Here is an 18,891-nt window from a genome sequence, read left to right on the forward strand (position 1 = left end):
AAACCTCACGTGACTGATCGTGTCTCACACAACACTCTGAGACGATGTTCACGCGGTGGTTTTTACGCGTCCTGTAGAGTCGTTGCAACGAGCTGACAATGGATTTTACCTAACCGTCATTCTTTGATAAAGTCTTTCTTCGTTGCCCAAGCGCAACGCGCGCCTTTAGCTCAATTGGTAGAGCACCTGACTCTTAATCAGTAGGTTCCGGGTTCGAGTCCCGGAGGGCGCACCATAGGTCTCATTCTCGCGCGGGAATGAGACCTTATTGGTTTAACAGCTCATCCACGACGACAATGAAGGGTTATGCCCGTAGTCCCATCTGTAAATGGTGCGAACTGTTGGGAATCAGATGAGTTAAACTGACCACTTTCATTGACGCAACACATCATGGATTCGGCATTACGGCTCACAATATAGCAGGGCTGACCGTGGTTACGTTGGTCGTCGCCAAACGAGGGCGTACCGAAACAGAGGAAGGCGCCTCCACTCACTTCCAGGCAGAGTGGCCCTTGCGATCCGTCTGGCTTCGGCATAGGCGTGCGGGAACTGCATTTCGACGGGTGCTGAGTGCTGCCAGTAGCCGTACTTGCGTGGAAGTGCCCTGTGCTGGACGGCGCCAAGCAAGTCGATGGTGTAGTCGCTCAGCGTGCTGCTCCGAGCACAACCGATGACGACGAGGACTCCGCCCGGTACCGTCAGGGCTGCAAGTCTGTTCAAGGTTGCCGTGAGGTCGGGAAGATGATGAACGGTGGCGATCGAAGCGACAAGATCAAAGTGACTCTCCGGCAGTGCAAGCTGCATGACGTCGCCGATGAGCCAAGTGATGTCCGAGCATTGTTCACGAGCCCGGGCGAGCACGTTGGAATCGATGTCAATTCCCGTGACATCCGGGATAGACTCACGCAACGCGTGTGCCAGCAAACCGTCCCCTGTACCGATGTCGAGAGCAGTCCCAGCCCCCTTCGGCATAGCACTCAGCACGAGGCGATCGTAATAAGTATTATGGTTCCAACGCTTTGCTGTGTTGTCTGCCCCTGCCATGCAACTCTTCCTGCGTTCGTCAACGCTTTCGCGTTGCCGTCCCGCAAAGTTATGCCAAACCCTCCTTCATAGTCACCCTGAAGCCATCCGACAACCTTGCCATCAATCGTGGCAAGATAATCGGATTCATGTCTGATATGCGCAAGAATCTCTCGCAGCCTATTTGCCAACTCCGTGTTCCAGCTTTAAATAAGTTGGCGAGTTGCGGCTTCTGCTTATCAGTCAGTGATTAAGTAGTAGCTACGAAGTTCTATTATTTCTATTATTCCCCCGAATGCACCCAACACTTCGGACAGACCTGAGAAACGCAGAGAAGCCTAAGATCTATTTTCATGAGGGCCGTATATTGCGCTTCTATCACTATGGAGTCGAGCTTGGACCGGATTATGCGATGGCTTCGAAGTGCAAACGAAGACCGAGAGCTCGAGCAACCTTCACCACAGTGGCCAGGCTCGGATTGCCATCAGCGGAGAGCGCTTTATACAGCCCCTCACGACTCATACCAGCTTGTCGGGCAATCTCGCTAAAGTTTCGTGATCGAGCAATAGCACCGAGGGCCCGCGCGATCACACTTGGATCATCGTCACCTTCTTCAATGATTGCCTCCAGGTACGCTGCAACGTCTTCGACAGAATTTAAGTAGTCAGCCGTATCAAATGGAGCAAAAGTTTCTATACCATTACTCATCGTGATCCTCCTTGCGCTTGTTTCCAAGTGTCAGCAACACTATGAGCAGTCGTTATATCTGCGCTCTGTGTCGACTTGTCCCCTCCTGCTAGCAACAAAATCAACTGATCGTCTTCTTGCAAAAAGTAGACTCTGTAGCCTGGACCATAACGAATCCGTAATTCAGAGACCCCACCACCGACCGGTTTTACATCACCGGGATTCCCTGCGACCAGTCGTTCAACCCTGACGAGGATTCGGGCAACAGCGTGGCGATCCTTCAACTTTCTCAGCCATCGTTCAAATATCGCCGACCTGACAACCTCAACCATATGTCAACTATAGTTCACGCCCGAGAAAGCTTGCAAGGTCCGGCACAGCAATTTGAAGACAATCTCTGGCGAACTATCGAAGAACAGATAATCAGTAGGCTGCCGGTTCGAGTCCGGCGGGTAGTACCATACACCCTCGTGCTGCACTCCAGTGCGATGGCATTTTTTCTTCAGACAGCTGTTATCCGACGCAGGATACGTCCATGCTAAAGGCGCTATACAATGAGCGGTCGAGGCTACGTCAGGACTGCTTTGACCGGAAAAGCTGGAAAGCCTAGGTTGGGTCAGGTCGCCGAATTGCGTTCCATTACTGAGACACAGATATAGGCCCATCGACCGTAAAGAGATGGGCTGCCCTGTGTTTTTCGGACACCTGATGCGCGCACTAGTTTTTAGCGCGTACGAGTTGGACAATGAAGTCATGACTTCCATCAGCCAGTCCGAGTTTCGCAATCATCAAAGTGACTACATTGCTGCGGCGCAGCGATCCCCCGTCGAGATTACTGCTCGCGGGACGAACCGCCGGGCGGTGATTGTCTCACCGGAATTTTACGACCGGGCCATTGAAGCACTAGAGAACCAAATTGACATCGAAGGCGCGAAAACGGCTCGCCAGGAAGAACGAATTTCGCATGATGAGCTGATGATGGAGCTAGATAGATAAGTTCACCAAACTTCACCTAGTTTACTCAGTCATACGAACCCTTCCGCGGCAAAAGCCCCACAAAAGATCCACTTCTCAGAACACAAACGACTTCTACAAGTCATATCGGAGAGGGCCTTCTCAACACCAGTCACCACAGTTTAGGCAGGATAATAGATGAGCACTGAGCAGGATGTACGTCAGCTCGCGACGGCATTACCCGAAGTTATTGAAAAGACCTCGTACGGAATACCCGCGTTCTATGTCGCCGGGAAAATTTTGGCGCGGATGCATGAACAATCCGACGTCCTGGTGTGTTGGCGTCCGAGTATGGAGCATCGCCAAGAACCACTCGATGCAGATCCCGAAAAGTTTTCACTACCGAGCATTATCACGGCCATGTCAGCGTACTGATTCGGCTCGATCATGTTGCCATTGATGAGCTGGCGGAGCTACTCACGGAAGCATGGGAATCGCGAGCGCCGAACCGGCTGAGTGACAAAGAGGGCCTACCGCAGCGGGAATCTACGACATAAACTGACGGCATCCAGCCTTCCGAACAGGAGACCGTCATGTCGCACTCACTGGCCACGTATGTAGCACTTCCCGGTACAACCGCAGAGGCAATGGAACACTGGCACGAGGTATTCGGAGGCGAGCTCAACATCCTGCGCTATGGCGATACGCCCATGGAGGGTCTACCCTTTGAGCCCGATCCCCAAGCCGTCGCACATTCGACGCTAGTACTACCCGCTGGCGTTATTGCAGGCGGGGATGCAATGGATGATGGCAAAGACTACCCGCTACAAGGCACTGCGTATTCACTCTTGTATACCGTGGACACCCCAGATGAAGCACGGACCTACATTGACAAGCTTGTCGATGGCGGCGGTTCCATCGGCATGCCGTTCGAACAAGCTCCGTGGGGTGACTGGTACGGTCAGATCTTTGATCGGTTCGGTGTGATGTGGGCATTTTCTTGCGAAACGGACTAGCCCTCGCCAACCTTTCACCAGTGGGCCCCGTAATTTAGCGAGCGACGGTCACGAACTGTCGAAACGTCACCGGATTCTCCAGCTGTTGAACTATACAATCTGCGACATCTGCCCGTCGGGCAAACACTGCGCCCGGCAGGTGGTTGTCGAAAGCAACCCGGTAGTGCCCACGTGCCTGGTTCAATAACTGCGGTGCTCGCACGACCGTCCACTCCAAGCGGCTGGCGACCATTTTTCCTTCCATCATGCGCAGATCGCGCAGACTCCCACGGAGAAAACCCAAAACGAGCGGACGAGCAATGCGCCGCATGAGCACGCCATCGCCCTTAGCGTTGCCAAAATCTACGGCACTCATGGCAATGAGCCGCCGGACGCCCGCTGCGCTCATCGCGTCGATAATGCTCCCCATCGCATCCGAACACACCGTTGTGGCACGCATGGGAAAACCGCGAGCGCCAAGCGTTGAGACCACCGCATCGGCGCCCTCAATATAAGGTGTAATGTTCGGTGGATTCATGACATCGGCGGCCGCGATGCTCAGCTGTCCTGGTGCCGTGGTCTCATCAGCAAACGAACCCGTGTTGCGCACTATCGCTGTGACGTGGTGACCTGCAGCGAGGGCTTGGTCCACGACGTGATGGCCGGTGCGTCCGCTGGCTCCGAAGATGGTGATTCGCATGCTCGATCCCCGTCACTATATCGTTCATGGTCTGCTGGTCACAGTATAAAAGTGTGTGCCTTCATGAGAAGTACTGATGGGAAAAGACCACGTCTCACGGAGAGTGTTCCTCACGCGATAGCATCGAAAGAGTCTGTTGTCCTCTCGAGGAAAGTTGCACATGATTTCATTTGAATCGGTCACGAAAACCTATCCGGGACCGCGACGTGCCGCACACGAGGTGGTGGCGGTCCAGGACACGAGTTTCACCGTGGATACCGGGACGATTACGGTACTGGCCGGTTCATCGGGATGCGGCAAGACCACCCTGTTGCGCATGGTCAATCGGATGGTCACGCCCACGTCTGGGACTATACGGATCGACGGGGATGATATTGCCGAGTTGGACCCGGTGAAGTTGCGACGCAGCATCGGCTACGTGATGCAACATGCCGGACTGCTGCCGCATAAGACCGTCGCCGAAAATATTGCCGTGGTCCCGCGGCTCAACGGTGCAACAAAAGCGACGGCCCGGGATGCCGTTGGCCGGATGTTGGAACTCGTCGAACTGCCCTCTGATATGGGCGGACGCTATCCGGCAGAACTCTCCGGAGGTCAAGCACAACGTGTCGGGGTTGCCCGAGCCTTGGCTGACGAGCCCAATATCTTGTTGATGGATGAACCCTTCGGTGCCGTCGACCCGCTCGTGCGTGCAGGGTTGCAGCAACAACTGCTCGATATTCAGCCGGAACTGGGCACCACCCTGCTGTTCGTGACCCACGATATGAACGAAGCACTGCGCTTGGGCCACGAGATCATTCTGCTGGCAGAACACGGCCGGATCGTGCAGCAGGACTCCCCCGGTCAGCTCGTCGCCGAGCCAGCCAATGCCTTTGTCGAGGACTTTCTCGGGCTCAACGGCATGGACCAGAACCTACGGACGCGCATCACCGAGGACGGTCGCACCCTGGTGGTGGATTCCCTGGGTCGTCCGGCAGGCTTCTTGGAGCAAACATGACGTGGGTGCTCGAAAATCTCGATGTCATACTGCGAGCGCTCGGGTGGCATATTGTGCTGAGCGTGCCGGCGATTGTTGCCGCGTTGTTGTGTTCAATTCCATTGGGCTGGTTGGCGCACAGGCTGCCGCGTTTGTCGGGACCGATTATCACCGGTTCGGGCCTGCTCTTTGCTATCCCGTCGTTGCCATTGTTGATCATCCTGCCCGTCATCACCGGGGCTGGACTTCGTGACGGAGTCAACGTGGTCATTGCGCTGACCCTCTACGGGATTGCCTTGTTAGTGCGTTCGGTTGCCGATGGGTTCAATGCGATATCGTCACAGACCCGGTTGGCTGCCACGGCCCTGGGCTACTCTGCGGTGCGGCGTTTCCTTACCGTCGATCTCCCGTTGGCCGCACCGGTCATTCTCACCGGGCTTCGCGTCGTCACCGCGTCGACGATCGCCCTGTGTACGGTCGGAGCAGTCCTGGGTATCCCGTCATTGGGCACGTTATTTACCGATGGTTTCCAGCGCCAAATCCTGGCTGAAATTTTGGTCGGTATCGTCCTGACACTGGGCCTGGCCGGCGCTCTGGACGGCCTTTTACTGGTGACGGGCAAACTGCTGTTGCCCTGGCGGAAGGTGGTTGCATGAACGTCATCGTCGAAACCTTCCGCTGGTTACTGCGTCCTGAAACGTGGAGCGCCGGTGGCAACGATCTGCTGACTCGTAGCTTCGAGCACCTGCAATACAGTGTGGTGGCCGTTGTGCTCGCTGCGCTGCTGGCGATTCCAACGGGTTGGTGGATTGGCCACACCGGAAGATTCTCCGGTCTCATTGTGTCGATCACCGGTGCGGCACGTGCCCTACCCACCCTCGGGCTCATCACCTTATTCGGGCTGCTGCTGGGCATTGGGGCCTTGCCCCCGATGATCGCACTGGTCATTCTGGCGATCCCGTCCGTTCTGGCGGGTACCTACTCGGGCATCAGCTCCATCGATCGTTCAGTATTGGACGCCGCCCGGGCGCAGGGGTTCACGACACCCCAGGTGGTCACACGAATCCATCTACCGCTGGGGCTAGCGATGCTGATCGGCGGGCTTCGGTCGGCTTTCATTCAGGTCATGGCTACCGCAACCCTGGCGGCCTACGTTGGCGCCGGCGGGCTCGGTCGGTTCATTTTCCTCGGGATCAACACGCAGAACACCCCGATGATGTTGGGCGCGGCCGTGTGGATCATGGTGCTGGTCATCGTCGCTGATGCACTGTTTGGGTTAGTGCAACGAGTGGCCACGCCCGCCGGCGTTCGTCGTCTCAATGTTGTGCTGGCAAGTGCCCGTCAATAATCCGTTGCCTTGGTCCGCACGCTGACCGTAATGTGAACTGATATGAAATCACAGCCTGCATCATCACGTCCCGTTCTGTACTCCGTCATCTCACTGACCTCCGCCGCGCTGTTGCTCACCGCCTGTGGTGCCAACACTGACCCACTGGAAGAGGGTGACGGTGAGACCACCTCCGGTGAAGACGCGATCGTCATCGGTTCGCAGGCGTACTATTCCAATGAGATCGTTGCAGAAATCTATGCGCAGGCACTCGAAGCAGAAGGCTTTGACGTGGAACGTGAATTCCAGATCGGCCAGCGCGAGGTCTACATGCCAGAACTCGAAGCCGGAGAAATCGACCTGCTCCCCGAATACACGGGCAACCTGGTGCAGTACTACCAGGATGAGGCCGAAACCGGCTCACCCGAAGCAGTCCACAGTCAAGCACAAGACGTACTGCCCGATGGCCTGCAAGTCCTCGACTGGGCCGAGGCGACCGACCAGGATTCCTATGTCGTGACTTCTGAGACGGCGCAGGAACACGAGCTGGAGTCCATTGGTGACCTGACGAATCTCGGCGACTCCGTCACGATGGCCGCCAACTCAGAATTTGAGGCACGTCCCTACGGGCCCGACGGCGCACAAGAACTCTACGGGGTAACCGTTGAAGTGGTGGGTGTCGAAGATTCTGGTGGACCGCTGACAGTGAGCGCGCTCGTCGACGGCGATGTGGACGTCGCCGATATTTACACGTCCTCCCCTGCAATTGCAGCAGAAGATTTGGTGATCTTAGACGACCCAGAACACCTCATCCTGCCGCAAAACGTGGTGCCGGTTGCCAGTGAAGACCTCGACGACCAAGCCGTCGAGGTCATCAACACGGTCCAAGCAGACCTCACCGCCGATGATTTGGTCGAGTTAAACACGCGCTCGGTAGACGACCAGGCTTCTTCGGATGATGTGGCTCAAGAATGGCTCGAGAACCGAGAATAACCTGTCTACCCGGCGCGGTTAGTCATCGGCAACAGCAGCTTTTTGCTTCTCGACCTCTTTACAAGCTTTCTTTGCTTTGGCTTCGGCCTTGCGGTCTTGCTTCTGTTGTTCCAGTACGCGCTCTCGTTCGGCGCTCACGGCTGCAATTTGCTCCTCGGCTGTATCGACCGGATCAACTTGCATGTGCTCATCGCGTCCGGTCCAGACTTTGATGACGCTCCAGGCCACCGCAACTAGCGGTACCGACAACACGGCCCCGACGATACCGGCGAGTACGGTACCCGCGGCCAGCGCGATCAAGATGACCAGGGCGTGTAAGTTCAGTGTTTGCGCCATGACCACCGGCTGCAAGAAGTTGCCCTCCAACTGGTTGACCAAAATCACCGCACCCAGCACAATCAGCGCGACGACAGGCCCATTGGCCACGAGTGCCACCAGCGTGGCTAAAATACCCGCGACTGTGGCACCAACCATTGGGATAAACGCACCAAGGAAGACGACCACACCCAGCGGGATCGCAAGCGGAACCTGCAAGATCAACAGTGCCAAGGTAATACCGACCGCATCGGCCGCGGCAATGATAGCCGTACCGCGAATGTAGCCACCGAAAGTATGCTGGGCACGATCCCCCGATGCGATCCATTGGCTACGGAAGTGCGCCGGGCTCCAGGAGACAAAGAACGCCCAAATCCGATCGCCATCTTTCAGCAGGAAGAACAGCATCACCAGCAGCAAGACGAGGCCGGTGAAAAACGAGCCCGCCGCGCTAATCGTCGTCACCGCGCCGGTCCCAAATTCCGCTGAGGTCAAAAAGCCAGTAACTGTGTCGATGGCCGAATCGATTTGCTGTTGGTCAATAGAAAACGTCAGATCCCCCATGACATCTTCAGCCCAAGTACGCACCTGGTTGAAACCCTGCACAGCCTGATCCACCAGGGTCTGCCACTCATTGATTACCGAGAACACTAACGCGGTACCGATACCACCCAGCACCAAGAGCGATCCCAGAAACACCGTCCACGCGGCCAACAGGTTCGACATGCCCCGACGACACAGACGCACCACCGGCCACAGCGCACACGCCAAAATGATCGCAATCACCGTGGGAATCACGACGACCGTGAGATTCAGCAGTGCAAGCACCACCAACCCCACCACGGTACCGATCAACAGCAACTGCAAGGCGCGCATACCCACGCGACCCACCGGGTCCGTCCACAGTTGTGACACGCTAAAGCTGGGCTGTTTCTTCCGCTGCTCTTTGAGTTCTTCAAGTGTGTTGTCCACTGAGCGCCCTCCAAGGCCTGTATTCCGTGGTCTATCTGTCCCTACGATACCGTTGTCGCAGTTAACCGCATAGCACCGGGCCTCGCGTGACACCACCCGTGCACCGAGCCCTCAACATGCACGAAACATTCGCCGAGCCATACTTGAAAGTTCGTCATGGCGAACATATCATCAGGGCATGCCGTTTTCGCGCCGGTGCATCCCATTGGCCGTAGATTAGGAACCACAGAATACAGCTGCTGCCCCAAGGTGAAAGGCCCACACGTGACCCGTGACGTGTTGTCGATCGAAAATCTGCACGTGTCATACCGTGGCGTCAAGGCTGTGAACAATCTCAGTTTCGAAGTGCCCGCCGGTCAGATGACCTGCATCATCGGCCCCAATGGGTCTGGGAAGTCGACCACTTTGAAGGCAACGCTTGGCCTGGTAGAAGCATCCCACGGTAAGGTTCGGTTCTTCGACCAACACGTCGATGCGATGCGCAAGCGCATCGGGTATGTACCGCAGCGTTCCACGACCGATTGGGATTTCCCCATCAATGTGTTCGACACCGTGCTGTTGGGAACCTACCCGAATCTGAAATTGTTCCAACGCCCCGGCCAACTGGAGCGCGAAATTGCCCGTCGGGCCTTAATGCGCGTGCACATGGAGGAGTTTGCTGATCGTCAGATCTCCGATCTTTCCGGTGGTCAACAACAGCGCGTCTTCATTGCCCGCGCCCTGGCGCAACGCGCCGACATCCTGATGCTCGATGAACCGCTCATGGGCATCGACGCGACCAGCGAAGCCAACATCATCGAGGTCCTCACCGAGCTGTGTGACAGTGGCTGCACCGTGGTCATGGTCCACCACGACCTGTCGACCATCGAACAATATTTCGACCACATGATTATGGTCAATCAACACCTCATCGCCCAAGGCCCGGTCTCTGAGACCTTAACGGCGACCAACCTCACCGCAACATTTGGCGCCAACCTGCTTGGCCTTCCGGAGTAATCAGTGGAATTTATATACGACCTGATCAACTACCCACACCTGGCACGCGCCGCCATCACAGCCGTTGCGATCGGCATGGTCTCCGGGGTCATTGGCTCGCTCATTATTCTGCGCGGCCTCTCCCTGATGGGCGACGCCATATCGCATGCCGTGATGCCCGGTATTGCGGTGTCCTTTTTCTTCGGGGCAAATATCTTCTTCGGCGCACTGATCTCCGGTCTGCTCGCCGCCGCCGGAATCGGTTTCGTCAACACCAACTCGAGACTCAAACGCGACACGTCAATAGGGATTGTCTTCACCGCGTTTCTCGCCGCCGGTGTCATCCTGTTATCGCGAACCGAATCGTCGGCGTCGTTGACCGCCATCCTCTTCGGTGACGTGCTGACCACCCGGGCAACCGAAATGTGGCAATCCATTAGCATTACGGTGCTCATCATCGGCCTCGTCGTGTTGTTCTATAAGCAACTGTTGATCACCACGGTCGACCCGGACGTGGCGACCGCCTATGGTTTTCCCACAAAACGGATCCACTATGCAGTACTCATTGGCCTAGCAATCGTTACCGTGTCGGCGGTCCAAACCGTGGGCGTGATCCTTGTCGTCGCCATGTTGGTCACCCCTGCAGCAACGGCCTACCTGCTGTCGAAGAAATTCTCGACGATGATGTGGTTGGGCGCACTGTTTGGCATGCTGTCTTCGATCGCGGGGATGTACTTCAGCTACGCCTTCAACCTGCAATCGGGCCCGGCCATTGTGCTGACCGCTTTCGCATTATTTGTCCTCGCATTCTTTTTCAGCCCCCATCAGGGATACGTGTGGACGCAGCTACATAAACGTCGCGATCGCCGTCAGGTCCACGACGCATCACGCAAGGCGCCGTTGCCATGAGCCGTCGCTGGATTGTTGCGCTGTTGAGCGTTTGCGCCGTGTTCCTGGCGGGCTGTACCACCGCTGAATCGGACACGCCCGCCTCGGATAACCTCCGGGTCGTCTCGACGTTTTCGATCCTGTCGGACATCGTCTCCGAGGTCGGCGGAGAGCACGTGGACGTGTACAACCTGGTGCCGGTTGGCCAAGACCCCCACGAATTTGATTCCACCCCAACGGATACCAAAGCCATGGCCGATGCCGATGCAGTCTTCTACAACGGCCTCAACCTGGAAGGTGGCGAAAACGGGTGGGCCTGGCGCATGATCGAAACCGTCGAGCACCCCGAAGACCACACGTATGCCGCATCCGAGGGCATCGAACCGCTATATCTGACCGATGACTCCGACGAGACGGTCAATCCCCACGCGTTCGTTGACCCCAATGCGGGGATGCTCATGGCCAAAAACGTGGCCGAAGGACTCATCGATGTCGACCCGGCCAATGCTGAAGCATATGAACAGAATCTCGCCGACTGCCTGGCCTCACTAGACGAGCTGGCGCAGCGGTATCAAGAAGAGATCGGTGACCTGCCCGAAGAACGCCGCGTGCTGGTGACTTCCGAACGCGCGTTCCAATACCTCGCCGAAAGCTATGATCTAGAAGAAGGCTATATTTGGGCCATCGATACCGATGAGATTGCCACACCAGACCAGCTCATCTCGACGGTCGAATTCGTCAACGAACATGAACCACCGTCGCTATTTATCGAGTCGAATGTGTCACAGGCGCCCATGGAGAGTATCGCCCATGAAACCGGCGTCGACATCCACGCGACCGTCTTCTCCGATGAGCTCGCGCCCGAGGGCCAACCCGGTGACACCTACCTCTCCTTCTTGGAAGAAAACCTCACCCGCATGTCCGACGGGCTCTCCCAGCAGTAACCACCCCGGTAGACTGGGGCCATCCCGCCTGATGCAAAGGAATGATTTCATGACGAACCGTTTGACCCCGGGCGACACCGCCCCCGCCTTCTCCCTGCAGGATGCCTACGGCAACACCGTCTCGCTCGCCGACTACGCCGGCCAGAAAGTGATCGTGTACTTCTACCCCAAGGCGATGACCCCGGGGTGTACCACCCAGGCCTGCGATTTCCGCGACCGCTTGGAGCGCTTCAGCGCCGATGGTTACACCGTGCTGGGCATCTCACCAGACCCCGTCGACAAACTCGAAAAGTTCACCGAAAAAGAAGAGCTGAACTTCCCCGTCCTCTCCGATGGGGACCACGCCGTCGCCGAAGCATACGGCGCCTGGGGTGAGAAAAAGAACTACGGCAAAGTCTCCGTGGGACTCATCCGTTCGACCGTCGTGGTGGACGAAGATGGCACCGTGGCACTGGCACAGTACAACGTGCGGGCCAAAGGCCACGTTGACAAACTGCGTCGTGACTTGGGCCTAGCCGAAGCCTGATATGCAATTATGCAATCTGTTGTGCATGGGATAAGCTTGTTCCTCGGTCCATCATGACGGATTCGCGGGCGTGGCGGAATTGGTAGACGCGCTGGATTTAGGTTCCAGTGTCTTCGAGACGTAGGGGTTCAAGTCCCCTCGCCCGCACTCCATTGACTGGCTAGGACGGCGCTGTCCTAGCCAGTTTTTTCATTCCACCCTTGCGATTTCTCATGGCGTGCGGTGTTGCATTTCCCCAACGCGTCGAAGCACAGATACCATAGTGATGATCTTGGCGAGATCTCGTGTTCGGGGTGGACCGCTCGCCGGCTCGCCGCACAAGTTTCAGGAAGGATCGACCATGCATCTTTCCCGACGCGCCCTGCTGGCTGGTTTCGCATCACTGGGGCTGACACCATTTGTAGCGCCAGCCGCTGCCTTGCCGCAACAAAGCCCAAGTCCGGGCTCGACCTCCCGTACCTTTCGCATCGGCGTGCCCGCGCGCGCATTAACCACCGATCCGGCCGTCACCAACGACATCGAAACCCACCGACTCGGCCGTCAGGTGTACCAAAACCTCATCGGCGTCGACGAAGAAACCGGTGAAACCATCCCCGAGCTCGCCATCGATTGGAGTTTCTCCAACGACGGGCTCGAACTCGTCCTAGAACTTGATGAGGACGTCACCTTCCACGACGGTACCGAACTGACCGCTGAGGTCGTCGTGTCAAACTTTGAACGCTGGGGCAACGTCGATGAGCTCCTCGGTGATGAGCAACTCAGACAGGTTGGCCGCCTGCCCTATTCGGTGGTGTTTGGCGGGTATGCCTCCGAAGATTCCTGCCTACTGGAATCCGTTGAAGCCACCGATGAATATACGGTGACCCTGACCCTGACCGACCCCGTGCAATCCCTCATTTCCTCGCTGACGCATCCGGCCTTCGCGATCAGCTCACCGGCCTCATGGGCCGCCTTTGATGAGGCATTGGACGACGGGTTACCACACGTCCCGCTGGCCGGCACCGGACCATACCGCTGGGGAGATACCAGCGGTTCGACGCTGGCGCTGGAATCCGTCAACAACGGCAACGACGTCGCCGTCATCCCCGTCCCCAACCTGCACGAACGGCTCTACGGACTGACCACCGAACAACTCGACGCCTTCGACGCGGTCTCACCTGCCATACTGCGCGAACTCGTCCAATCCGGCTACCAAGTGCTCCAACGCGACCCGTTGGCTGTGCTGTATTTGGGCATCAACCAGTCGCATCCGGCACTGCAAGATCTTCACGTACGCCAAGCGGTTGCTCACGCACTCTTCCGCACCGATATGGTCGACACGCTGCATTTGGAAGGGTCGTATGTGGCCCATCAGTTCAACCCGCCATCGTTATTAGAACGTTCCGATGGCGTCACCACCTACAACGCCAGTCTCTCGCGTGCCCGCAACCTTTTGGACGCCGCTGGTTATGACGGCGAACCCATCGAGTTTTGGTACCCCACCGGTGCCGAACGGGTCTACATGACGCAGCCGCAAAAGCTCTTCTCGTATCTATCGGGCCGTCTGGCCGCTGCCGGATTCAACATCGTGGCCAAACCCGGCAGCTGGCACAACGGCGACTACATGTCCCAAGTGATGGGCGGCTCCGCTGACCGCGGACTACACCTCTTTGGACGAAACGTCTACGTGCGCGATCCGTTCTACCTGTTGGCCGAGCTCTTCGAACAGTCCAGCGCCGAATTTTCTTGGAACAACCCGACGGTCGCCGAAGCACTGGCCCAGGCTCGGGTAGAAGACGATGCAGACGCCCGCACCGCCCTGTTAACCCGGGTCGAGGAAGCCATCAGTCTCGATATTCCCGCGGTGCCACTGACCTTCCCCATCACCGCGTTAGCCTCGGGGCACGACGTCGAATTTTATCCAATCTCACCGGTTTTGGATGAACAATATGCGCGCGTTCGACTGCTTGACTAAATTTATCGTTCACCACTGGACAGTAGTAGAGTGGCATGGTCATAAGTGTTCAGTTGAACAGATCAATGAAGATCAGGAGAAACCACGTGCCGCAGTCAGGTTCGCAATACGACGTTGTGTTGATCGGGGGTGGGATCATGTCTGCGACCTTGGGTACGATGCTCAAGGAACTGGAGCCAGACTGGTCCATCGCACTGTATGAAAATCTTCACCAGGCGGGTCAGGAATCATCTGACCCCTGGAATAACGCCGGAACCGGCCACGCCGCGTTGTGTGAGCTCAACTACTCCCCCGCGAAGGCTGACGGTTCCGTCGACGTCACCAAGGCCATCAATATTAACGAGCAGTTCCATGTGTCGTTGCAGTATTGGTCGCACCTGGTCAACAACGGCACACTGCGTAACCCTTCGAATTTCGTCAACTCCCTGCCACACATGTCGTTCGTGTGGGGCGATGACCACGCCAAATATTTGCAAACCCGGTATGAGGCAATGGCGCCGAACCCGTTGTTTGCCGACATGCAGCACAGCGAAGACCAAGACCAGATCTCCGAATGGGCTCCGCTGCTAGTTGATGGACGTGCTCAGGGCCAGCGCGTGGCTGCTTCACGGTTCGCATCCGGTACCGACGTTGATTTCGGTGCATTGTCGCGCCAGATGATTACCAAATTGGCCGATGACGGGGTGGATGTCAACTACGGCCACAAAGTCACCGGGCTATCGCGTGACACCGATGGCCGTTGGCAGCTTGACGTCAAAGACCGCATCGGTGGCGAGAAGCGCAGCGTCAAAGCACGCTTCGTGTTCATCGGTGCCGGTGGTGGCGCCCTGGAGCTGCTGCAATCCTCTGGCATTCCGGAGGCCAAAGGTTTCGGTGGGTTCCCCATCTCGGGCGAATTTTTGCGTTCGACCAACCAGGAAGTCATCGACCAGCACTACGCCAAAGTGTATGGTCAGGCCGCCGTCGGTGCCCCACCGATGTCGGTACCACACCTCGACACCCGATTCGTCGACGGTCGTCGCTCCTTGATGTTCGGGCCCTTCGCCGGGTTCTCCACAAACTTCTTGAAGACCGGCTCGATTCTCGATTTACCGAAATCGGTGCGACCACACAACCTGTTACCCATGCTCAACGTCGCCAAAGACAATTTCGACCTGGTCGGCTACCTCGTCTCAGAAATTACCAAATCGCAGGGCAAAAAAATCGACGCACTGCGCAACTTCTATCCCGACGCCGCAGACGAGGGGTGGGAACTGATCACCGCCGGTCAGCGCGTCCAGGTCATCAAAAAGGATCCAGCCAAGGGCGGCATCCTGCAATTTGGTACCGAACTCGTCTCGGGTGCGGAGGGTTCAATTGCCGCACTCCTCGGAGCATCCCCCGGTGCCTCGACCGCCGCACCAATCATGGTCGAATTGCTGCGCCGCAGCTTCCCGACGCGGTTCAATGACTGGGAGACGAAACTTACCGAGATGATCCCATCGCTGGGCAAACGTCTCAACGATCACCCCGATCTGCTGGCCGAAGTCACCAAGGAAACCACTAAAACGCTCCAGCTCGGCTAGTTATCCACACAACACACGACACGGCCGGCGGCGCGGCGCGATGTGTAGCAGGATGGTCTCACCTAGATCGGAGGTGAGACCCCATGACCATCGCGACCGCGCCCAACCTGCTCGAAACACTCGACCTCCCCGGTGTCGACGGGCCCGTTGACTGGGGTGAGCTGACCACCGAGCAACTCCACGATCTCATTCGCGGCGCATTCCAACAGCTCGACGACCAAGAGCCTGACGTGCCCAGTGACGGTGTGTTGCAGCGCTCTATGCAACTCGAGGAGACGTTGCGCGCGGCGACGCCCCTGCAATACCGTTACACAGGTCTGATCAAGGATGGCTTCGACACCGTCAAGCTGCGCGATACGCTGGGATTACCCCGGGGCAAAACAGCGTTCCGCGACACCAACGACCTCATCGCAAAGACCCATGGCATTCGCGGCCACGAGGCCGCCGGGCGCGTTCGTCTTGCGGCATCCATGACACCGGCGCGTGTTACCGACCCCGACCGCGGCACGACCGTGGGCGAAACTCGGCTGCCCATTCTTGGCGCATTCCAGGGCCGCGTGAATCCTGGGAAACTCTCTGCGGCCGTGTCGATGATCAACGACGTCGACAAAACTGCCGAAACCGCGGGCAAAGATGAAGCCTACCGCGCCAAACTGCGCACAGTGATTGAGAAGGATCTCGCCACGAAAATCGAGTCCACTACGCCCGAAGAGTTCAGCCGATTCGTCGGGGAACGCAAACGGCAAGCGATGGCATCACTCGATCCGGCCGACCACAACTTTTCCCAGCAACAGACCGACGCCATGTACGATGTGCGTCGCGTTGGGCCCGTCCGCGGCAACAAAAACGCCATCGAGTACAAAGTCATCATGGATGCCGAAGGCGATGAAGCGACACAAACGATGCTGTATGCGCTCACCAACCCGCGCGGCAAGGACGACGACGCCGAATTTGAAACCCGCAGCAAGGGCCATCGTCGGATGCATGCGCTGCGCGATCTCATCAAATTTGGGATGGCCAACTTGGACAAGTCCGGCTTCCGTGGCGCCAGCGGTGCGCACACACAAATGCTGGTGATTACCGATTATGCGACACTGTTGGACGGCGTCCGCAAAGAACTCGCCGGGCTGCTACCCGAGATTGACGCCGAGCAGCGCGAGAGACTGTTGACGCTACTGGCTCAGATGCATACGGCAGAAGTGTCCCAGGGCGAAAGTACCCATGTCCCCGAAATCGCTGGCGCGCAGGTGTCCGAGTCTTCGACGACGAACGTCGGCGAATCGGTCATGAGTCTTCCACCACCGAAAACCACAGATATTGGTGAGTTGTTCGACGATGACAATTTGGACCGACTCCAACCACGAGTCTCTCAGGGAATCTTTACTAGGTATATTCCCCCGGATGTCATTTTTCGAATACGCTGCGATGTTGGGGTTTCGCCAATCACACTGACCGGACGACGACAAGTGTTGTCGAGTGGTCAGCAACAACGGCAGTTTAGCGAGCCCATTCGACGCGCGATTCTTGCTCGAGACCGGGGCTGTGTTGTGCCCGGATGTTACTGGGCGGCGTCGTTATGCGAAGTGCACCATGTTCAATATTGGTCCGAAGACGGTGACACGAGTACGGCGAACGGGGTTCAATTGTGTTCGCACCATCACCAGGCTCTGCATGCTGATCAACTCCACATCAGCAAGGTTGATGGCGAATTCCGGTTTACGCTGCACCGGCTCATTGATCCTGGACAAGAGCCGAGGAAAAACTACTTCTTCCAAACCTAATACGCGCATTAAGTTTAGAACAGAGCAGTAATTCCTATCATGATGGCAGGCAGCACGACGAAGAGTCCCGCCAACCAGGCAACAACATAGAGTTTGTTCTTCGCTCCGAGTGCTCCAAGCCATGAAGCGCCCAGTACGGGCAGCGGACGTAGGAACGGCACCAAGAAAATCACCAATGCCGAGAAGATGTTGTAGAACAGGTGCACTGCGGCTGCTGTCATGGCAGCGGTTGCTTGGCCACCGGTAAAGCCGAAGGCGGCAATCATAGACGTAATGGTGGTGCCGACGTTGGCGCCCACGGTGAAGGGGTAGATCTGCCACAGCGAAAACTTGCCGGAGGCGGCCAACGGCACGGTCAGTGAAGTGGTGGTTGATGACGACTGGACCATCACGGTGATGAGCAGTCCCGAGAAGATCCCAGAGATCGGGCCACGACCGATGGCCTTGTGGAACATTTTCTCGACGTTGCCAACCAGCAATACCTTAAGCATGCTGGAGATGAATTTGATGACCATCAAGATCAGGCCAACACCGACGGCGATCATTGCGATACCTGCCCAGACCGGCGGAAGCGCTGCTGTGAGTCCGGCTTCGACGCCGTTTGCACCTGGATCGGTCACGGCGGAGACCGCGTTGCCAAACGTCGTAAATATGGTGGCGATGATGCCGCCATCGGAGCCTGTGGTCAGGCCGGCGAACCAGGTACCGACGTGATCCAGGATGCCAAATGCCCACTCGAGGGGGAAAAAGATCGCCACCGACAGGATGTTGTACATGTCGTGGACTGATGCCGCAGAGAAGGCCCTACGAAATTGATTCCGATCCCCGGCTGCCCCGAGTGACACAATCGTCGAGGTCATCGTGGTACCAACATTGGCACCCATCAAGATCGGAATGGCAGTAGCCAGTGGAAGTCCCCCGGCAACCATACCCACAACGATGGAAGTGGTGGTAGAGGAAGACTGCGTGAGGACGGTCGCGAGGATACCGATGACGAGCCCGACGACGGGGTTTTGGGCAAAGGTAAAGATGCTTTCGGCTTGACCACCGGTTGCCGCGCTGAATCCCGAGCCGATCACATTCACGGCGGTGATCAACAGGTACACCGCGAACACCACGGAGAACCATTCGATAACTTTTCGAGTTCTAGCGGTTACTGGTAGACGGTCCAGCAGGCGGGGGCGTTGAACTGTTTCAATAGGTGCGCCGTCGCCCGGAGAATCAAAATTTAGGACCCTGTTCTCCGTAGAATTATCTAGGCTCATACCCGAGATAGTCCCTTCGCTCTGTCGATGTCACACACAGTGAAACATCGA

At 57.1% G+C, this 18,891-nt stretch carries 20 protein-coding genes and 2 tRNA genes; 16 read left to right on the plus strand and 6 right to left on the minus strand.

Annotated features, from left to right (window positions below):
- Nucleotides 1-159: 159 nt before the first annotated feature.
- Nucleotides 160-235: transfer RNA gene (locus ACYVJT_RS03740), tRNA-Lys, on the plus strand.
- A gap of 200 nt (nt 236-435) precedes the next feature.
- Here ACYVJT_RS03740 and ACYVJT_RS03745 read toward each other — a convergent pair.
- The 3 genes from ACYVJT_RS03745 to ACYVJT_RS03755 form a co-directional block, all read right to left on the minus strand.
- Nucleotides 436-1,044, minus strand: coding sequence for a class I SAM-dependent methyltransferase (locus ACYVJT_RS03745; protein ID WP_343956239.1), 609 nt, complete (start codon nt 1,042-1,044; stop codon nt 436-438).
- Nucleotides 1,045-1,428: 384 nt separating this feature from the next.
- On the minus strand, nt 1,429-1,731 hold the full coding sequence (locus ACYVJT_RS03750; RefSeq protein WP_343956240.1) for an addiction module antidote protein: 303 nt from the start codon (nt 1,729-1,731) through the stop codon (nt 1,429-1,431).
- Nucleotides 1,728-2,042, minus strand: a complete 315-nt coding sequence (locus ACYVJT_RS03755; RefSeq protein WP_343956241.1) for a type II toxin-antitoxin system RelE/ParE family toxin — start codon at nt 2,040-2,042, stop codon at nt 1,728-1,730. Before ACYVJT_RS03755 ends, ACYVJT_RS03750 begins: the two co-directional genes overlap by 4 nt.
- A gap of 421 nt (nt 2,043-2,463) precedes the next feature.
- Here ACYVJT_RS03755 and ACYVJT_RS03760 point away from each other — a divergent pair, with 421 nt between their 5' ends.
- The 3 genes from ACYVJT_RS03760 (at nt 2,464) to ACYVJT_RS03770 (ending at nt 3,680) form a co-directional block, all read left to right on the plus strand.
- On the plus strand, nt 2,464-2,706 hold the full coding sequence (locus ACYVJT_RS03760; protein ID WP_343956242.1) for a type II toxin-antitoxin system prevent-host-death family antitoxin: 243 nt from the start codon (nt 2,464-2,466) through the stop codon (nt 2,704-2,706).
- 156 nt (nt 2,707-2,862) lie between these two features.
- On the plus strand, nt 2,863-3,099 hold the full coding sequence (locus ACYVJT_RS03765) for a hypothetical protein (RefSeq protein ID WP_343956243.1): 237 nt from the start codon (nt 2,863-2,865) through the stop codon (nt 3,097-3,099).
- Nucleotides 3,100-3,257: 158 nt separating this feature from the next.
- The gene (locus tag ACYVJT_RS03770; RefSeq protein ID WP_343956244.1) at nt 3,258-3,680 is read left to right on the plus strand and encodes a VOC family protein; all 423 of its coding nucleotides are present in this window, start codon (nt 3,258-3,260) and stop codon (nt 3,678-3,680) included.
- A 34-nt stretch (nt 3,681-3,714) separates the two neighbouring features.
- On the opposite strand, the gene ACYVJT_RS03775 is transcribed toward ACYVJT_RS03770, so the two are convergent.
- The gene (locus ACYVJT_RS03775) at nt 3,715-4,359 is read right to left on the minus strand and encodes an NAD(P)-dependent oxidoreductase (protein ID WP_343956245.1); all 645 of its coding nucleotides are present in this window, start codon (nt 4,357-4,359) and stop codon (nt 3,715-3,717) included.
- 160 nt (nt 4,360-4,519) lie between these two features.
- Between ACYVJT_RS03775 and ACYVJT_RS03780 the strand changes: the two genes are divergently transcribed.
- From ACYVJT_RS03780 to ACYVJT_RS03795, 4 genes are read left to right on the plus strand one after another with little or no spacing between them, the layout of a single operon-like run.
- Nucleotides 4,520-5,356: an ABC transporter ATP-binding protein gene (locus ACYVJT_RS03780; protein WP_343956246.1), complete on the plus strand. Its 837-nt coding sequence runs from the start codon at nt 4,520-4,522 to the stop codon at nt 5,354-5,356.
- Nucleotides 5,353-5,991 carry an ABC transporter permease gene (locus tag ACYVJT_RS03785; protein WP_343956247.1) on the plus strand — a complete coding sequence of 213 codons (639 nt, stop codon included), beginning with the start codon at nt 5,353-5,355 and terminating at the stop codon, nt 5,989-5,991. The genes ACYVJT_RS03780 and ACYVJT_RS03785 overlap by 4 nt, the downstream gene beginning before the upstream one ends.
- Nucleotides 5,988-6,683, plus strand: a complete 696-nt coding sequence (locus ACYVJT_RS03790) for an ABC transporter permease (protein WP_343956248.1) — start codon at nt 5,988-5,990, stop codon at nt 6,681-6,683. The genes ACYVJT_RS03785 and ACYVJT_RS03790 overlap by 4 nt, the downstream gene beginning before the upstream one ends.
- A 42-nt stretch (nt 6,684-6,725) precedes the next feature.
- A complete protein-coding gene (locus ACYVJT_RS03795; protein ID WP_343956249.1) occupies nt 6,726-7,655 on the plus strand; it encodes an ABC transporter substrate-binding protein in 930 nt (309 codons plus the stop codon).
- Between the two features lie 18 nt (nt 7,656-7,673).
- Here ACYVJT_RS03795 and ACYVJT_RS03800 read toward each other — a convergent pair whose 3' ends face one another.
- Nucleotides 7,674-8,942: an AI-2E family transporter gene (locus ACYVJT_RS03800; protein WP_343956250.1), complete on the minus strand. Its 1,269-nt coding sequence runs from the start codon at nt 8,940-8,942 to the stop codon at nt 7,674-7,676.
- 264 nt (nt 8,943-9,206) lie between these two features.
- Here ACYVJT_RS03800 and ACYVJT_RS03805 point away from each other — a divergent pair, with 264 nt between their 5' ends.
- The 8 genes from ACYVJT_RS03805 (at nt 9,207) to ACYVJT_RS03840 (ending at nt 17,575) form a co-directional block, all read left to right on the plus strand.
- A complete protein-coding gene (locus ACYVJT_RS03805) occupies nt 9,207-9,938 on the plus strand; it encodes a metal ABC transporter ATP-binding protein (protein ID WP_343956251.1) in 732 nt (243 codons plus the stop codon).
- A 3-nt stretch (nt 9,939-9,941) separates the two neighbouring features.
- Complete coding sequence (locus ACYVJT_RS03810) at nt 9,942-10,826, plus strand: metal ABC transporter permease (protein ID WP_343956252.1); 885 nt, start codon at nt 9,942-9,944, stop codon at nt 10,824-10,826.
- Nucleotides 10,823-11,749 (plus strand): metal ABC transporter solute-binding protein, Zn/Mn family, encoded by a 927-nt coding sequence (locus ACYVJT_RS03815; protein WP_343956253.1) that lies wholly within the window; start codon nt 10,823-10,825, stop codon nt 11,747-11,749. The genes ACYVJT_RS03810 and ACYVJT_RS03815 overlap by 4 nt, the downstream gene beginning before the upstream one ends.
- Nucleotides 11,750-11,798: 49 nt before the next feature.
- The gene (bcp, locus tag ACYVJT_RS03820) at nt 11,799-12,275 is read left to right on the plus strand and encodes a thioredoxin-dependent thiol peroxidase (protein WP_343956254.1); all 477 of its coding nucleotides are present in this window, start codon (nt 11,799-11,801) and stop codon (nt 12,273-12,275) included.
- A gap of 64 nt (nt 12,276-12,339) precedes the next feature.
- Nucleotides 12,340-12,422: transfer RNA gene (locus ACYVJT_RS03825), tRNA-Leu, on the plus strand.
- 193 nt (nt 12,423-12,615) lie between these two features.
- Nucleotides 12,616-14,229, plus strand: a complete 1,614-nt coding sequence (locus ACYVJT_RS03830; RefSeq protein ID WP_343956255.1) for an ABC transporter substrate-binding protein — start codon at nt 12,616-12,618, stop codon at nt 14,227-14,229.
- 65 nt (nt 14,230-14,294) lie between these two features.
- Nucleotides 14,295-15,794, plus strand: coding sequence for a malate:quinone oxidoreductase (locus tag ACYVJT_RS03835; RefSeq protein ID WP_343956256.1), 1,500 nt, complete (start codon nt 14,295-14,297; stop codon nt 15,792-15,794).
- Nucleotides 15,795-15,877: 83 nt separating this feature from the next.
- Entirely contained in the window at nt 15,878-17,575 is a 1,698-nt protein-coding gene (locus ACYVJT_RS03840; protein ID WP_343956257.1) for an HNH endonuclease signature motif containing protein, read from the plus strand.
- Between the two features lie 14 nt (nt 17,576-17,589).
- On the opposite strand, the gene ACYVJT_RS03845 is transcribed toward ACYVJT_RS03840, so the two are convergent.
- Entirely contained in the window at nt 17,590-18,840 is a 1,251-nt protein-coding gene (locus ACYVJT_RS03845) for a Na/Pi symporter (protein WP_343956258.1), read from the minus strand.
- Nucleotides 18,841-18,891: the final 51 nt, after the last annotated feature.

This window comes from Yaniella soli, from assembly GCF_054782375.1.

Coding starts and splice junctions, on each gene's coding strand:
- ACYVJT_RS03745 (WP_343956239.1), bottom strand. CDS start 1,044: ATGGCAGGGGCAGACAACACAGCAAAGCGTTGGAACCATAATACTTAT.
- ACYVJT_RS03750 (WP_343956240.1), bottom strand. CDS start 1,731: ATGAGTAATGGTATAGAAACTTTTGCTCCATTTGATACGGCTGACTAC.
- ACYVJT_RS03755 (WP_343956241.1), bottom strand. CDS start 2,042: ATGGTTGAGGTTGTCAGGTCGGCGATATTTGAACGATGGCTGAGAAAG.
- ACYVJT_RS03760 (WP_343956242.1), top strand. CDS start 2,464: ATGACTTCCATCAGCCAGTCCGAGTTTCGCAATCATCAAAGTGACTAC.
- ACYVJT_RS03765 (WP_343956243.1), top strand. CDS start 2,863: ATGAGCACTGAGCAGGATGTACGTCAGCTCGCGACGGCATTACCCGAA.
- ACYVJT_RS03770 (WP_343956244.1), top strand. CDS start 3,258: ATGTCGCACTCACTGGCCACGTATGTAGCACTTCCCGGTACAACCGCA.
- ACYVJT_RS03775 (WP_343956245.1), bottom strand. CDS start 4,359: ATGCGAATCACCATCTTCGGAGCCAGCGGACGCACCGGCCATCACGTC.
- ACYVJT_RS03780 (WP_343956246.1), top strand. CDS start 4,520: ATGATTTCATTTGAATCGGTCACGAAAACCTATCCGGGACCGCGACGT.
- ACYVJT_RS03785 (WP_343956247.1), top strand. CDS start 5,353: ATGACGTGGGTGCTCGAAAATCTCGATGTCATACTGCGAGCGCTCGGG.
- ACYVJT_RS03790 (WP_343956248.1), top strand. CDS start 5,988: ATGAACGTCATCGTCGAAACCTTCCGCTGGTTACTGCGTCCTGAAACG.
- ACYVJT_RS03795 (WP_343956249.1), top strand. CDS start 6,726: ATGAAATCACAGCCTGCATCATCACGTCCCGTTCTGTACTCCGTCATC.
- ACYVJT_RS03815 (WP_343956253.1), top strand. CDS start 10,823: ATGAGCCGTCGCTGGATTGTTGCGCTGTTGAGCGTTTGCGCCGTGTTC.
- bcp (WP_343956254.1), top strand. CDS start 11,799: ATGACGAACCGTTTGACCCCGGGCGACACCGCCCCCGCCTTCTCCCTG.
- ACYVJT_RS03830 (WP_343956255.1), top strand. CDS start 12,616: ATGCATCTTTCCCGACGCGCCCTGCTGGCTGGTTTCGCATCACTGGGG.
- ACYVJT_RS03835 (WP_343956256.1), top strand. CDS start 14,295: ATGAAGATCAGGAGAAACCACGTGCCGCAGTCAGGTTCGCAATACGAC.
- ACYVJT_RS03840 (WP_343956257.1), top strand. CDS start 15,878: ATGACCATCGCGACCGCGCCCAACCTGCTCGAAACACTCGACCTCCCC.
- ACYVJT_RS03845 (WP_343956258.1), bottom strand. CDS start 18,840: ATGAGCCTAGATAATTCTACGGAGAACAGGGTCCTAAATTTTGATTCT.